At 64.0% G+C, this 13,178-nt stretch carries 13 protein-coding genes; 6 read left to right on the top strand and 7 right to left on the bottom strand.

Annotated features, from left to right (window positions below; translation table 11 throughout):
* Positions 1-460: 460 nt before the first annotated feature.
* The gene (locus tag GJ654_RS04385) at positions 461-706 is read left to right on the top strand and encodes a hypothetical protein (protein WP_155444902.1); all 246 of its coding nucleotides are present in this window, start codon (positions 461-463) and stop codon (positions 704-706) included.
* Between the two features lie 82 nt (positions 707-788).
* On the opposite strand, the gene GJ654_RS04380 is transcribed toward GJ654_RS04385, so the two are convergent.
* Entirely contained in the window at positions 789-1,970 is a 1,182-nt protein-coding gene (locus GJ654_RS04380) for an NnrS family protein (RefSeq protein WP_155444901.1), read from the bottom strand.
* A gap of 91 nt (positions 1,971-2,061) precedes the next feature.
* On the opposite strand from GJ654_RS04380, the gene GJ654_RS04375 reads away from it, so the two are divergent.
* Entirely contained in the window at positions 2,062-2,763 is a 702-nt protein-coding gene (locus GJ654_RS04375; RefSeq protein WP_155444900.1) for a Crp/Fnr family transcriptional regulator, read from the top strand.
* A gap of 8 nt (positions 2,764-2,771) precedes the next feature.
* Here GJ654_RS04375 and GJ654_RS21105 read toward each other — a convergent pair whose 3' ends face one another.
* The 3 genes from GJ654_RS21105 to GJ654_RS04360 all read right to left on the bottom strand — a co-directional run bounded on the left by GJ654_RS21105 (position 2,772) and on the right by GJ654_RS04360 (position 6,547).
* Positions 2,772-4,937 (bottom strand): glycosyltransferase, encoded by a 2,166-nt coding sequence (locus GJ654_RS21105; RefSeq protein WP_246664601.1) that lies wholly within the window; start codon positions 4,935-4,937, stop codon positions 2,772-2,774.
* Positions 4,938-5,528: 591 nt separating this feature from the next.
* Positions 5,529-6,212, bottom strand: a complete 684-nt coding sequence (locus GJ654_RS04365) for a NapC/NirT family cytochrome c (RefSeq protein WP_210350802.1) — start codon at positions 6,210-6,212, stop codon at positions 5,529-5,531.
* Positions 6,209-6,547 carry a nitrate reductase cytochrome c-type subunit gene (locus GJ654_RS04360; protein WP_196305431.1) on the bottom strand — a complete coding sequence of 113 codons (339 nt, stop codon included), beginning with the start codon at positions 6,545-6,547 and terminating at the stop codon, positions 6,209-6,211. Before GJ654_RS04360 ends, GJ654_RS04365 begins: the two co-directional genes overlap by 4 nt.
* Before the next feature lie 147 nt (positions 6,548-6,694).
* On the opposite strand from GJ654_RS04360, the gene GJ654_RS04355 reads away from it, so the two are divergent.
* Positions 6,695-6,955 (top strand): hypothetical protein, encoded by a 261-nt coding sequence (locus GJ654_RS04355; protein WP_155444898.1) that lies wholly within the window; start codon positions 6,695-6,697, stop codon positions 6,953-6,955.
* A 505-nt stretch (positions 6,956-7,460) separates the two neighbouring features.
* On the opposite strand, the gene GJ654_RS04350 is transcribed toward GJ654_RS04355, so the two are convergent.
* Positions 7,461-7,826 (bottom strand): hypothetical protein, encoded by a 366-nt coding sequence (locus GJ654_RS04350; protein WP_155444897.1) that lies wholly within the window; start codon positions 7,824-7,826, stop codon positions 7,461-7,463.
* A gap of 412 nt (positions 7,827-8,238) precedes the next feature.
* Positions 8,239-8,913, bottom strand: a complete 675-nt coding sequence (locus GJ654_RS04345) for a PhoH family protein (RefSeq protein ID WP_264586135.1) — start codon at positions 8,911-8,913, stop codon at positions 8,239-8,241.
* 382 nt (positions 8,914-9,295) lie between these two features.
* Here GJ654_RS04345 and GJ654_RS04340 point away from each other — a divergent pair, with 382 nt between their 5' ends.
* Entirely contained in the window at positions 9,296-10,747 is a 1,452-nt protein-coding gene (locus GJ654_RS04340; protein WP_155444895.1) for a hypothetical protein, read from the top strand.
* A gap of 7 nt (positions 10,748-10,754) precedes the next feature.
* Here GJ654_RS04340 and GJ654_RS04335 read toward each other — a convergent pair whose 3' ends face one another.
* The gene (locus GJ654_RS04335) at positions 10,755-11,906 is read right to left on the bottom strand and encodes a pyridoxal phosphate-dependent aminotransferase (protein WP_155444894.1); all 1,152 of its coding nucleotides are present in this window, start codon (positions 11,904-11,906) and stop codon (positions 10,755-10,757) included.
* Positions 11,907-11,981: 75 nt separating this feature from the next.
* Here GJ654_RS04335 and GJ654_RS04330 point away from each other — a divergent pair, with 75 nt between their 5' ends.
* Complete coding sequence (locus tag GJ654_RS04330; protein WP_155444893.1) at positions 11,982-12,782, top strand: DsbA family protein; 801 nt, start codon at positions 11,982-11,984, stop codon at positions 12,780-12,782.
* A gap of 104 nt (positions 12,783-12,886) precedes the next feature.
* On the top strand, positions 12,887-13,178 hold a 292-nt coding region (locus tag GJ654_RS04325; RefSeq protein ID WP_155444892.1), incomplete at its 3' end, for a transposase.

The following is a 13,178-nucleotide window of genomic DNA, read 5'->3' as shown; positions in this document are numbered from 1 at the left end:
AGTTGGGACGTACCGGTAGTGAAGAGCCAAGCTTTGAGTCAAGCTCGCCGAATTGGCGCCCGGGCGCCATGACGAAGATCAACTTTGCGGTTAACTTTAGCACGACCGGTTGTGCGCCCGGCGCGACGCAGCCGACAGGCGGTCGGCTTGCCCGACGCCGCAGATTCAAGTCAAGCTCAAGCCGGTTTGCCAGATCTCACTAGGATTACGTATCGAAAGGCTTCGAGCACAAGCGAGGCCATAGGCCAGCCCTTCCGGCAAGGTGAAGCTAAAGCATGGATTTGACTGAGCAAACATACAAGCGCCTTCCTTGCGCTTGATCTCGGCCATATTACTCATTGTTTATGCGTCGTTCTCCGTATCAGTACGCAAAATCCGCAAATTGGACGTTTCTCTTGGCGACGACATGGTGTAAGCTTCGAGCGTTCACGATATTGTTACACGCACTCAGGAGCGCCGCATGTCCACCAATGTCGTCAGGCTGAACGGCGAAAGCTTTCCTGGTCCGGAACCCGTCGAGGACGTCATCGACACGCTGACCCGGTGGCTCGAAAACGCCAAGGCCGGACGCTTGCGCCAGGCGGCGCTGGTGGGCGTCGAGGCGGACGGGACCACCGTGCTGGCCTGGTCAGGCGGCCATCGGGATCTGGTGGGCTCCCTCGATTATGCGAAATATTGCATGCTGCGCGACTGGGACAACCACTGAGTCCTTAAGCTCTTCGCAAGACCGAATCGCGATCCGCGCCAACGCGCCCGGACATCCGAAAGCGGATTTCCGGGCCAAATTTTTACAGGCGCGGGCGCAGCAGCGCGCCCGCATAGGCGGCGACAAAGCCGCCGAAGGCCGCGAGCCAGGCAAAAGCCGCGACATGCAGCAGGACGAAGGCGTGCTCCGGCGCCAGCGCCGCCGCGATCCGCGCCAGAACCGCCAGCAAAACAGCCGCATAAATCGCCTGGGTCGCGCGTCCCGCGCGCAGGGCGCGCCCGGTATGGCCGAGGCTGGCGCGGGTCATGATCGCGAGCGTCATGCCGCCGATGGCGCCGACGCCCCAGGCGTGCAGCCCCGCGCTCAGCGGAATCGCGCTCGTCCACGCGGACAATCCGTTCAGCACAAACCCGACCGGCACGAATAGAAAGGCGACGTGCAGGATGGCGACCAGCGCCTCGGACCCCGTGCGCTCGCCCGCCCAGCGCGCCAGACGCGCGAAATTGAGCAGGCCCGCGGCGATCATCGCCAGCCCGACAAGCCGGTTGTCCGGCGCGACCACCCAGCCGGCGAGCGCCGGAACCGAAACGCCGAGACAAACCGCGTCGAAACGGTTGAATGTCTGCGGCAATCGTCCCGGGCCGCGCCGCGCGACAAAAGTATGGGTAAAACTCGGGATCACACGCCCGCCGATCAGCATCACCAAAGCGATCAGCGCGGCGATTCCAAAACGACGGCCATGGATCGCGCTTCCCGCGACATGGGCCTCGACGTGGAAGGCGATGTTGGCCGCCGCCAGCAGCCCGACGAACACCAGCACCTTCAAATTCTTGGTGTTGCCGCTGGCGACGATCTCGCGCGCGATCACGGCGCAGACGGTCACAAGAAAGGCGCAGTCGACCAGCGCGGCGGCCAGCCAGCCGATCTGCTCCGACAGCAGCAGCGCGGCGCGCCCCGAAAACCAGAGCAGGGCCAAAAACGCGAGCGGCCGGCCCTGGATTGGTAGCCGCCCGGTCCAGTTGGGCACGGCGGTCAGCAAAAACCCGGTGACGACGGCGGCGCCATAGCCAAAAATGGTCTCGTGGGCATGCCAGTCCAGCGGCTGCAAGGCGGTGGTCAGGGTTAACTCGCCAAAAAATTGCGGCATCCACAGCATGACCGCGACCGCCGCCCAAAAGGCGCCGGCGAGGAAGAAGAGGCGGAACCCCATGCTGAAGAGGGCGGGCCCCTGGTAACGACGGCGCTTCGGCGCAGGTTCGGACATGAACGGCTCCCTTGGTGATGGGCTTCCCCTCTGATAAACCCTGGCCAGCGAACCAAGTTTGCGCGCCGACAAACACGCGCCCGGAGGAAGAATGCCGCGTCTCGACCGTTCGTTGATCGCGGAAGCCCCGGCTTTCGCCGGACTCGACGGCGCGGCGCTCGACGACATCCTCGCCCATGCCCAATCTTTCCGCATTCCCAAGGGCGAGGTCGCCTTCCGCCAGGGCGAGCCGGCGGAAAAATTCTTTCTGCTGCTGCACGGGCGGTTGCGGGTGACGCGGCTCAACCCGCAGGGCCAGCAGATGGTGGTGCGCTTCATCAATCCGGACGACATGTTCGGCGTCGCCATGGCCATTCAATGCGACATCTATCCGGGAACCGCCACGGCGGCGGTGGATTCGCTCGCCCTGTCCTGGCCCAATTCGCTGTGGGCCGGCATGATCGCCCGCTATTCCGCGCTCGCGGTCAACGCCATGCGGGCGTTGGGGGCGCGCTTGCAGGATTCGCAGCAGCGCATCCTCGACCTGTCCACGCAAAAAGTGGAGCAACGCATCGCCGGCGCGGTGCTGCAACTCGCCCACCAGGCGGGCCGCCCATCCGCAGGGGGCGTTGAAATCGATTTCCCGCTGTCGCGTCAGGACATCGCGGAAATGACCGCCTCGACGCTGCACACGGTGAGCCGCACGCTCAGCGCCTGGGAGGCGTTTGGGCTGGTGGAATGCGGCCGCCAGCGCCTCGCGGTGCGCAATGAAGAGGGTTTGCAGGCCATCGCCACCGGCGTCGAAGGCGCATAGCGGCCATTCTAATAAGGTGACGCGGACTCGCTGCGCTCAGGCTTGAACTGTTCCCGGGACTCCCGAGCGATCCGGCCCGCCCGATAGCCGGAGATGACCTGGTCATACATGTTCGTGACCAGGAATTTTCGCCCGACAAACGCGGCCAGCCGTTCGGCGTCGTCTGCGAGCGCTTCGGCGCCCGCGACCATCGCCGCTTGCATGGCGTTCGCGAGGTCTCCCACGTCGCCCGGTCGGATCAGCCCGCCAGCGTAAGGACCGAAAATCTCCGGAATGCCTCCAACATTGGTCGAGATGATCGGAACGCGCGCGCCCGCCGCCTCCAGGACGACATAGGGCAAGGATTCCGCATGCGAGGGCACGACAAGGATGCGCCCCAGCGAAAAAGCCTTCCGCGCCGGCTTGCAGCCCAACAGGGAAATGCAATGCGACAGACCACGGCGCGCGATCTCGGCGCTCAGCTCCCTGTCAAGCGCGCCATCGCCGACCATGACCAGACGCGGTGGGCTTTCGAGCCGCTGCTGGAGGACTTGCATCGCCTCGATCAGCGTGCAGACGCCCTTGAGCGCGCGCAACTCGCCAATGAACAGGAAATCCGCCGCATCCGGCGCGGGCGCGACCGGCAGCAGTTCGCTCTCATGCAGACCATTGACGACGACGCGACCGGCGGCGCGCGAGGCCCCCGCGAAAGCGCGCAGCCGCTCCGCCGCGAACTGGCTTTCGAACAAATAGACGTCCGTGCAAGGCGCGAGAGCGCGTTCTATGGCCCGGTAGGCGATCCCCTCCAGCGACATGCGGGCGAAATGGATTGCGCCGCCGTGCGGCGTATAGGCGAGGACAGGATGAACCGTCTTCGCCAGCCGTCCCGCCGCCCGGGCCAGGAACCCGCCCTTGCTGCCGTGACCGTGGACAACATCCGGCTTGAGTTCGTCAATTCGACCCGAAACTCTTCGCAAGTTCCCCAAGTCGCTCCAATGCGGATTCCGGTGGATCGGGATCCGCAGGAGCCCGAGCGGCAAGTCCTCCGCCAGCCGCGCCAACTCCAGCTCCGCGCGCGCGCCGCCCGTCAGCGAATCCGCGATCACCCCGACGGAATGGCCGTCCGCGATCTGCGCGCGGCTGAGATCGAGAACGTGCCGGAACAATCCGCCGACGGGCGCGCGCATCACGTGCAGGACGCGCAAGGGCTGCTTCGCATCCGGGCCAGCCCCGACGAGTCTGGCGGGCCGGCTCATGCCTCCCGCCCCTGCCGCTTCGGGTCGGTCCGCCGGAGCGGCGCGCTTGAGCCACGCCTCCCGCCAGAAATGCGCCTGCGCGCGTGGACAGTTTTTCGCGCATACGCCCGCGCAGCGGACATTCTTCAAAGCCACGGTATGGGTCAGATGAACCATCTTGCCCGTTTCTTCGGATATGATCTTTTGCACCCGGTGCTCGACCTCGAAGCGCTGGCCGACATAGGCCGTCATATCCGGTTCGAACAGCAGGCCTCGGTTGCGGCCGGCCGGGCCGACCGTGCGGCTGATCTCCTCGATCGCGCGCACTTCGACGCATTCACCGGCTTGCAGGTCGAGGTCTCCCTTCGGATGCGGGCCGGCCGGGCCGCGAACGGCGTCGATCGGCGCCAATCCGTCCAGAGCCCGCAGGCGGTTGGCGAGCACGCGCCCGACGATCCGCAGGAATTTGCCCGGCGACAGTTCGCCATCCGCCATTTCCTGCAAATATTTGAAGACGTTGAATTTGGACAAGTGCTGGGTGGCGGCGTGCAATCGCGTGGACTGACACACATATTGCGTTCCCCGCACCGCATTGGCGGCCAACACCCGGTAGAAATCGTTGGAAGAGTCCGGATGCGCGGGCGGCTTTTCGAGGTCGGCGACGGGCTTCAGCCACGCTTCCTTCCAGAAATTGAGGCATTGTCTCTGGCAACCGTCATGCGCGGCGCCATCACAATAACTGTCGGCCAGCAGAACCGCGTTGCGCATCGCCCGAAGGCCGCGGCCTTCGACGCAGGTTCGGTTCGCCCGGCGGTAAACCGTCATTCTCCGCCCGCAGAATTTCAGCATTTCCGGCATGAACGGCAGACCGTCGAGCGTGAGGTCCGCGTCGAGCGTGGCCATGATGTCCGCCGCCGGCCGCACCTCGACCAGCTGGCCTTGAAGAATGCGCGACGCCATTCGCTTGTTGTCCAGCGCCCGGCCTGGGCGACGGTTCAGCAGCGAAGGCGAACCGCTGAGATATCGGGAGAACGAATGCATTGCTCCTCCGTCCAAACGCAGGCGGCAGACGGCCAAAGTCGGGCAGCGAGACGAAAGCCGAAGCGCGCACGGCGTGCGATTTTCAACGCCGCACGATTTCAGCCTCGCTCCTGGACTGGCCCGCCGAATAAGACAACTAATGTCTTAAGTCGTTCAGGCCGAATAATAATTCATTCCGCAGCGCCGTTACGGCCTTCTTATGTTTTCGCCATTGCAATATGTATTGCGGAATCATCATATCCACAAATAAACAAACAATGAATCCAATACTATGCAACTCATAGCCTCAAAAGCGCGCACGAGGCGGGCGATCACGGCGTCGTCACACTATTTTATTTTATTATCAACGATCAGAGGTCGGCTCGAACTTCACGTCACTTCACGCAAGGCGCCAAGAACTGCGTAGAACTACGGAACTCTGGCGAATGCTCTGGGAGACGCCTGGGCCGGCAAGCGTTGGCGTGGGATCGCCGCCTTGGCGTCCGCCGGCTTCAAGCCCAACGCTTCGCCTCATTTCGCCGCCGGCGACGCCTTCTGCTCCAGCCCGTTGAGATAGGCCGCGACGCCCTGCCCCTTGCCGGCGAGTTCGTCCTCCAAAATTTTGTAAGCCTCCGCCGCATGGTCCGGCAGCGTGTGGGCGATGCCCTTGTGGCAGTCGATGCAGGTTTTGCCGGCGGCAAAACCCTCCTTGTGGGTCGCCGCCGCCGCCTTGGTCTGCACGGTAAAATCCATGTGCTCGAAATTATGGCAGTTGCGGCATTCGCGGCTGTCCGTGGTTTTCAGCCGCCGCCATTCGCGCAGCGCCATTTCGAGCCGACGCGCGGCGAATTTTTCCGGCGTGTCCACCGTGCCGAGAATCTTGTGCGGCACTTCATGGAACGTCGCTTCGATCTTGCGCTTCACCTTCCACACCCATTCGTGCGGCACATGGCAATCGGGGCATGTCGCACGCACGCCGGAGCGATTTGAATCGTGGATCGTGCCGCGCCGCTCCTCGAAGACGTTGTTCTTCATCTCGTGGCAAGAAATACAAAAGGTTTCGCTGCTGGTGACGTCGAGCGCGGTGTTGAATCCGCCCCAGAACACGATGCCGGCGGCAAAACAGACCAGCGCGATGGCGCCCAGCGACCAGCGCGCGTTCGGCGACCAGAACCAGGCCCAGGCGAGCCTGCCGCGCTCCTTCATGTCCATCATGGCTTCGCCCCCGGAAGCGGCTTGGCGTCGGGCGCGGGCGTGTGGCACTGGGTGCAGAAGGCTCGCGTGGCCAGAATTTTTTCGAGGCGCTCGCCGTTGCGATGCACGTAGTGCGAATCGGAAACCGCCTTCGCCCCCGCCATTTCGTTGGCCGGCGCCTGGTGGCAAGTCAGGCAATCGTTGCGGTCGCGGGTGATCTTGTGGTCGGCGGTGGCGTGCGGAACAAGCGGCGGCTTGGGCTCGACGTCCGAATCCCCTTCTGCGGCGGCGGGGAGGGAAAAGAGCAACGCGACGGCGGTCGCCCCGAGGAAAATGCGTTTGAAATTCACAGACATGACGCCCTCCACGCGCATGGCGCAGGCGAGCCAGAGGTAAGGCGCAGGTATGGCCAAATGAAGGCTCGCCAGGCGCCTGCGGCGAATTGACTCGGCGGCGATGCTCAAGTCATACAGACAAAACCATATTTCGAAAAGGATGTTTGGATGCTCAAGACCAGCTCAGGATTGAAGCTCGGCGTCGCGCTGCTCGCGGCGCTCGCCTTTGCCACTCCGGCCTCCGCGAGCTTGAGGGAACAGCAGGCGGCGAGGCGTCAGCAGACGGACGACTGCCAACCCGACGCGCGGCGCTTGTGCAACCAACACATCCCGAACGTCGATGCGATCACCGCGTGCATGCAGCGGCACGTGAAGCAGCTCAGGCCGGCTTGCCGCAGGCATTTCCAGCACGGCCACAGGCATCACTGAACGATCAGCGCGGAATCCGCGGCGCAAAATCCTGCGGGTCCACCTGGATATCCGGCTTCTGCATGACCATTTCGCCGCCCTCGTCGAGCAGGGTGGCGGAATGGTCGAAGCCGCCCGCGCCGTTCGACGTTTAGCGCACGCCCAACGCCGCCGCGAGTCGCGCACCGCCTTGTCGTCGCGGCTGAGAGGCGACCATGAGGCGGGGTCGACTCCATGCGCGTCGGCATAGGCCTTGCCGTCCAGCGTGACGAAGACGAAGCGCAATCCCCTGCCCTGCGCAAGACAAGCATCGTATTGCGATACAACAATCAAGCGCCGCGACGCGCATCATTTGGCGCATCGTTTGGCGCGAGGAGTGGAACGGCGTCGCTTTGACTTTGACGCCGCACCGTTCCGCCAAAAAACTAGAGCTTTTTCACGTTTCATGGAAACATGAAAAAGCTCTAGAGTCTTGTTTTGACGCATTGTCTTCACGCGAACCGGCATCCGCTTCGCTTGAAATGCTCTAGATCTGTCCCGCGAAGGCAAGGGCGAGGCAGAAGCCGACGGTAGCGCTGCCGATATGGACGACCAGCATCAAGTTGGCGGCTTGTGGGCGTCCCCTGCACACCAGCGGAATCAGCAGCCCCGACATCACCGCCACGCCGAACCAGGCCGCCGCCATGATTCCGAATTTTCGAACGGGGGAATCGGAGTCTAGACCGCTCATATGGATGGTGGCGATCATGGTCTCGAGTCCCGCCAAGCCGGCGAGCAGGTGCAGACCGATCACGACCGGCTTGCGCGCCTTTTCGAACAGAAGAATGAGGCACCAGGCGCCGAGAACGGTTGAGACTGTGAAAATGGCGATCATGGGAACGGTCGTCGTCATTCGCCCTCCTGAAAAACCAAGCAGAGTCCGAGTTTGGCGCCTCGGCGGGGATCAGGCAACGCTCGACCGATGCTGGAATTTTTTTCGCGCGCGAACAGGATCGCCAACAACAAGGATCATGCGCGGGCGGGGGCCGAATCCGCGCGGCGTTCGTTGCGCCAGCGAGCTGCTGCGACGGATTTTCGCGGAGCTGTTCGGCATGCGTGCAATTAATTGCAAAGCGCGGCCTGACCGAATGTCCAGGACCAGTGTCCAGAAATCGAACGGACCCGGCGTGGCGGCGACCTTGGAACGATGTTCCAGGACGCAACCGTCTGCGCCGGGCCATTTTGCCCAGGGGAAGGAGAATCGCGCGAACCCTGTCGGCGGAAAGGCCAAGCCGTTCGAGGCGCCCCCCGCCCTCGCCCCAGCCTCACACCCGGGCGTCGCCCTCGAACGCCCGCACCCACATGGCGCACAGGCCGGAGCGGACGATATCGTCCAGGCCGAACTCGATCACCGGCACGGGCAGGTCGTGGTCCCGAATCAACTCGATCATCCGCCGCAAGCCTGAGGTCTCGCGAATGTCGGACTGGCCGACGTCGCCGTTGACCACGGAAATGCAGTCCTCGCCGATGCGGGTCAAAAACGTCTTGATCTCCATGACGGACGTATTCTGCGCCTCGTCGAGCAGGACAAAGGCGTTTTTCCAGGTGCGTCCGCGCATCACCTCGAACGGCACCATTTCGATGTCGCCGCGCTTCACGGCGATGTCGAAGGCGCCCTCGCCGATGCGCTCCTTGATCGCCTCGGCGATCGGCACGGCCCAGGGCGCGAATTTCTCCTGCATCGTGCCGGGGAAAAATCCGAGCGAGCGGCCGCAGGGAACGTTGGGACGGGTGAGGATGATTTTCTGGATGCGGCCCTGGCGGAACAGATCGGCGGCGTAAGTGGCGGCGATAAAAGTCTTGCCCGCCCCGGCGGGACCAAGAACAACGATTTGTTGAGAATGTCTCAGGGCGGCCAAATATTCGGCCTGGGTGGGATTAAGAGCTTTGATCGGCGGCGGGTTGCGGTCGTGCTGGAATTTCGTTCCCTTGAACTCGATGATTTCGGCGTCTCTGTGTTGAACCCGGGAGCCTCGGCTCCGCTTTCGAGCAAGTTGCTTACCCACGCGCTGTCTCCTCAAGTCAAGAGTTTTCGCGCGCGCTTCCCTGGCGGGGGAGAGCACGGCGGAGGCTTACGCAAATGAAGGGGAATCGCGCGAAGCGCTTGATCTTGGCCTCTACTTGAAGCCTTGGCCTGGTCTAAGCACATATGGTACGCCATGACCCGCTCCTCGCTATAACGAGGATAAGCGATTCTCCATTAACACAAAGGAAATTATTTTCGCATCGGCGAACGCCATGGGCGCCTGCGGGCAAGCTTCGCGTCAAAAAATACGGCCCTCGCTTCGTTCGAGGCGCCAAAATTCTGATCGCTGGAAGTCCATGAGCCAACCTCTTGTCCGCTCCTCCGCAAGCCCCCAAAACCTCGCGCCGCTGTTTCGCGCAGGAACCGGCGAGCCGCTGCTGGCGATGATGCTCGCCAGCGGCGGCGACGAGCGCATCGCGCTCACGCGCGAGGGCCGCAACCGCTATGGCGCGCAACCGCGCCCCGAGGAGGGGCACGTCTGGTTCTCCTCCTCCACGGCCTCCGGAATCTCGCCGCGCGGATGGGCCGCGGCGGCGGAAGCCATGCCTTTCGTCCTGCTCGCCGGCGAAACCGAGGACTGGTTCGCCAACCTGCGCCGCCGCCTGCTCAACCTGCTCGCCCCGCCGGCCGCGCAGGTGGTGTTCTGCGCCTCCGGCACCGAAGCCGAATATGCCGCGCTGGTTCTCGCCCAAGCGCGCGCGAAGCAGCCTGGGCAGAAGCTCGTCAACATCCTGGTCGGCCCGGACGAAACCGGGCGCGGCGCGCCGCTCGCCGCCGCCGGCCGCCATTTCCTCAACAGCGCCCCGTTCGGCGAAGCGCGCGCCGGCTTCCCGCTCGAGGGATTCGACGCCGTGACGCTGGCCACGCTCCACCTGCGCGACGCCGCCGGAACCCCTCTCCCGGTCGAAGAAATCGATTCGAAAGCCTGCGCGCTGGTGCGCGTGGCGCGGGCGCGCGGCGCCCATACGCTCATCCACCTGCTCGACGGCTCGAAAACCGGGCTCTCCGCCATCTCGCGCGCCTGCGCCACGAAACTCATGCAGGAAAACCCCGGCGAGGTGACGGTGGTGGTGGACGCCTGCCAGCTGCGCTGCGCGCCGGAACAGATTTACGCCGACCTCGAAGCCGGTTTCCTGGTGATGATCTCCGGCTCCAAATTTCTGGGAGGACCAGCGTTTTCGGGCGCGCTGCTGGTCCCTGAAAAGTTCCTGGCCGACGGCGCGACAATCCCCTGGCCGGACGGCCTCGCCGATCATTTCGCCCTGCACGACTGGCCGCCGCTGCTGCGCGAGCGCATCGAAGGCCCGTTCGGCGCCCGCTGCAACGCCGGCCTCGGCCTGCGCTGGGAGGCGGCGCTCGCCGAACTGGAGGCGTTTTGCGCGCTCGACCCCGCCCTGATCGAGGCGGCCAAGGCCAGTTTCCACGCCGAGACGCGGCGTCAGATTCTCGCCCTGCCCCGCCTCGAAATCGACGCGAGCGCCGGCGATCCCACCCTGATCCCCATTTTCATGCGCGGCGCCGAAAAGGGCGCAGCCGAAAGGGTCTTGCGGGCGCTGCGGCTTCAGGGCCTGCACCTCGGCCAAACCGTGTCCATCGGCGACCGCGAGGCCCTGCGTTTGTGCCTGTCGGCGCCGCAGATCGTCGATTTCGCCTGGCGCTACGCGCAGGTCGGCAGCGAGACCTTCGCCTTCGCCAAGCTGCGCGGCAATCTCGAAAAGCTGTTCACGGCGTGGGACGCGCTGCTGTAGGAACGGTTCAGCGCCCGAGGAAAACCTTGACCCGCCGCATCGCTTCGATCATGTCGGCCTCCGCGCCGGCATAGGAGAAGCGGAGCGCGCGGTGGCCCTGCGTCGGATCGAAATCGACGCCGGGCGTCGCGGCGACGCCTGCCTGCTCCAGCAGCGCCTTGGAAAATTCGAGCGAATTCTCCGAAAACCTGGAGATGTCGGCATAGACGTAAAAGGCGCCGTCGGCGGGGGCCAGATCAAGACCCATGCCGCCGAGCGCGTCCAGCAAGATCGCGCGGTTGCGGGCGTAGCCGGCCTTGACCGCCTCCAGCTCGTCGGTCGCGTCGAACGCCGCCTCCGCCGCGATCTGGGCGAGCGTCGGCGGCGAGATCGCCAGCGACTGCTGCAACCGCTCGATCACCCGCGAAAACCCGTCCGGCACGACCAGCCAGCCCACGCGCCAGCCGGTCATGCAATAATATTTGGAAAAGGAGTTGACGATCACCGCGTTCCGCGACCACGCCAGCGCCGTCTGCGCCGGGCGCTCGTAGGTGAGTCCGTGATAAATCTCGTCCGAGATGAATTTGATTCCGCGCTTCTCGCAAACCGCCGCAATGGCCCGCATCGACTCGTCGCTTTGCAGCGCGCCGGTCGGATTGGACGGGTTCATCAACAGCAGGCCGTCGAGTTTTTGGCCATCGTCGGCCGCCTCGACCTGTTCGGGGGTGACGCCGCTCACGCCGCGCAACTCCACGGTCTCGACGTCAAAGGCGCCCAAAATATTGCGGTAGCAGGGATAGGACGGGCAGTTGATCGCCACCCGCGCGCCGGCGTCGAACAGCGCCAAAAACGCCATGATAAACCCGCCCGACGATCCCGTGGTCACGCAGACGCGCTCGGGTTCGACGCTGACTCCATAGGCGTCCCGATAATGTCGGGCGATTCGCGCCCGCAGCGAAGGCAGGCCCAGCGCGTCGGTATAGCTGATCGGCCGGCCGTCGAGCGCGGCGATGGCGGCCTCGCGGGCGCGGCGCGGCGGCCCGGCGAAGGGCACGCCCACCTCCATCTGGATGATGTCGCGGCCCTCGCGACGCAATTGCGCGGCCTCGCGCATCACGTCCATGGCGAGGAAGGGGGCGATGGCCGCGCGCCGCGCGGGCGTGAGTATTCTTTCGGACATGGCGGGAAAAGACCCAATTCGACCCGAGACCGGGAATAGGTTATGGAGCGTTAGTTCCTTCCTTCGGAGTTGTCCATGTCGCATCCGCGCAAGCTCACGTCCGCCAAAGTTCTCGCGTTGTTGGGCGCGCCGGCTGCCGCCGGCGCGTTGGCGGGCCTCCTGTTCGCCCTCCCGGTTCGCGCGGCGGAATTTTCGCCGGCGCAGAAGGGCGAAATCGAGGGAATCGTGAAGGATTACCTGCTGACGCATCCCGAGATCCTGCGCGATGTCGCGGCGGAGCTGGAGCGCAAGGCCAAGGCGGAAGAGAACGACGCGCGCCGCGCCGCCATCGCCCACGCCAGCAAGGAAATTTTCAATTCCGACTTCCAGGCGGTGGTCGGCAATCCCAACGGCAAGATCACCCTGGTCGAGTTCTTCGATTACAACTGCGGCTATTGCAAACGGGCGATGGACGACCTTGCCAAGCTGATGAAGGGCAATCCGGACCTGCGCGTCGTGCTCAAGGATTTCCCGGTGCTCGGCGCCGATTCGGTTGACGCGGCGCAAATCGCCTCCGCCGTGCGCAAACAGGCGTCCGGTCAAAAATTCTGGGACTTCCACCAGAAAATGCTCACGACCAAGGGCAAGATCGGCCGCGAACAGGCGCTGGCCGCCGCCAAGGAGGTCGGGCTCGACATGGCCAAGCTGCAAAAAGACGCCGCCGACCCCGAGATCAAGGACAAGCTCGCTGGCGTGTTGAAGCTCGGCGAGGGCCTGTCGATCAACGGCACGCCGTCTTACGTCATCGGCGACGAAGTGGTGGTCGGCGCGGTCGGCTATGACGAGTTGAAGAAGAAGATCGACGCGATGGGCAAGTGCGGCAAGACCGAGTGCTGAGCCGACAATGGACCTTAGAGCATCGTCGGTTAGCGCGCGTTGACATTTGAGATTCCCACAGACTCGCAAATCTGATTCAAGCCCTTTTCGGTCGGGAGCCATGAATGTCGGTTCGCTTGGTGTTGGGAGATTCTCAATGGGTTCGGATGGCGCCGCATCTGCCTGGAAAGGTGGGCGATCCAGGCCGGAGCGGAGCCGACAATCGGCTGTTTGTCGAAGCCGTTCTCTGGTTGGCGCGAACGGGTTCGCCTTGGCGTGATCTTCCAGAAATTTTCGGAAACTGGAACAGTGTGTTCGTTCGTTTTTCGCGCTGGTCGAGGGATGGCGTTTGGGACAGGCTGTTCGTGGCGATGGCCGACGACCCGGACTTCGAATACATCATGATCGACTCGACCA

This window comes from Rhodoblastus acidophilus, from assembly GCF_009720655.1.
Lineage (GTDB): Bacteria > Pseudomonadota > Alphaproteobacteria > Rhizobiales > Beijerinckiaceae > Rhodoblastus > Rhodoblastus acidophilus_A.
The sequence above is the reverse complement of the archived record's forward strand: the minus strand, read 5'-3'. Positions and strand labels throughout refer to the sequence as shown.

Bases quoted from the DNA above. Each gene is read 5' to 3' on its own strand.
- GJ654_RS04340 (WP_155444895.1), top strand. From the start codon at position 9,296: ATGAGCCAACCTCTTGTCCGCTCCTCCGCAAGCCCCCAAAACCTCGCG.
- GJ654_RS04330 (WP_155444893.1), top strand. From the start codon at position 11,982: ATGTCGCATCCGCGCAAGCTCACGTCCGCCAAAGTTCTCGCGTTGTTG.
- GJ654_RS04350 (WP_155444897.1), bottom strand. From the start codon at position 7,826: ATGACGACGACCGTTCCCATGATCGCCATTTTCACAGTCTCAACCGTT.
- GJ654_RS04385 (WP_155444902.1), top strand. From the start codon at position 461: ATGTCCACCAATGTCGTCAGGCTGAACGGCGAAAGCTTTCCTGGTCCG.
- GJ654_RS21105 (WP_246664601.1), bottom strand. From the start codon at position 4,937: ATGGCGTCGCGCATTCTTCAAGGCCAGCTGGTCGAGGTGCGGCCGGCG.
- GJ654_RS04365 (WP_210350802.1), bottom strand. From the start codon at position 6,212: ATGATGGACATGAAGGAGCGCGGCAGGCTCGCCTGGGCCTGGTTCTGG.
- GJ654_RS04375 (WP_155444900.1), top strand. From the start codon at position 2,062: ATGCCGCGTCTCGACCGTTCGTTGATCGCGGAAGCCCCGGCTTTCGCC.
- GJ654_RS04355 (WP_155444898.1), top strand. From the start codon at position 6,695: ATGCTCAAGACCAGCTCAGGATTGAAGCTCGGCGTCGCGCTGCTCGCG.
- GJ654_RS04360 (WP_196305431.1), bottom strand. From the start codon at position 6,547: ATGTCTGTGAATTTCAAACGCATTTTCCTCGGGGCGACCGCCGTCGCG.
- GJ654_RS04335 (WP_155444894.1), bottom strand. From the start codon at position 11,906: ATGTCCGAAAGAATACTCACGCCCGCGCGGCGCGCGGCCATCGCCCCC.
- GJ654_RS04380 (WP_155444901.1), bottom strand. From the start codon at position 1,970: ATGTCCGAACCTGCGCCGAAGCGCCGTCGTTACCAGGGGCCCGCCCTC.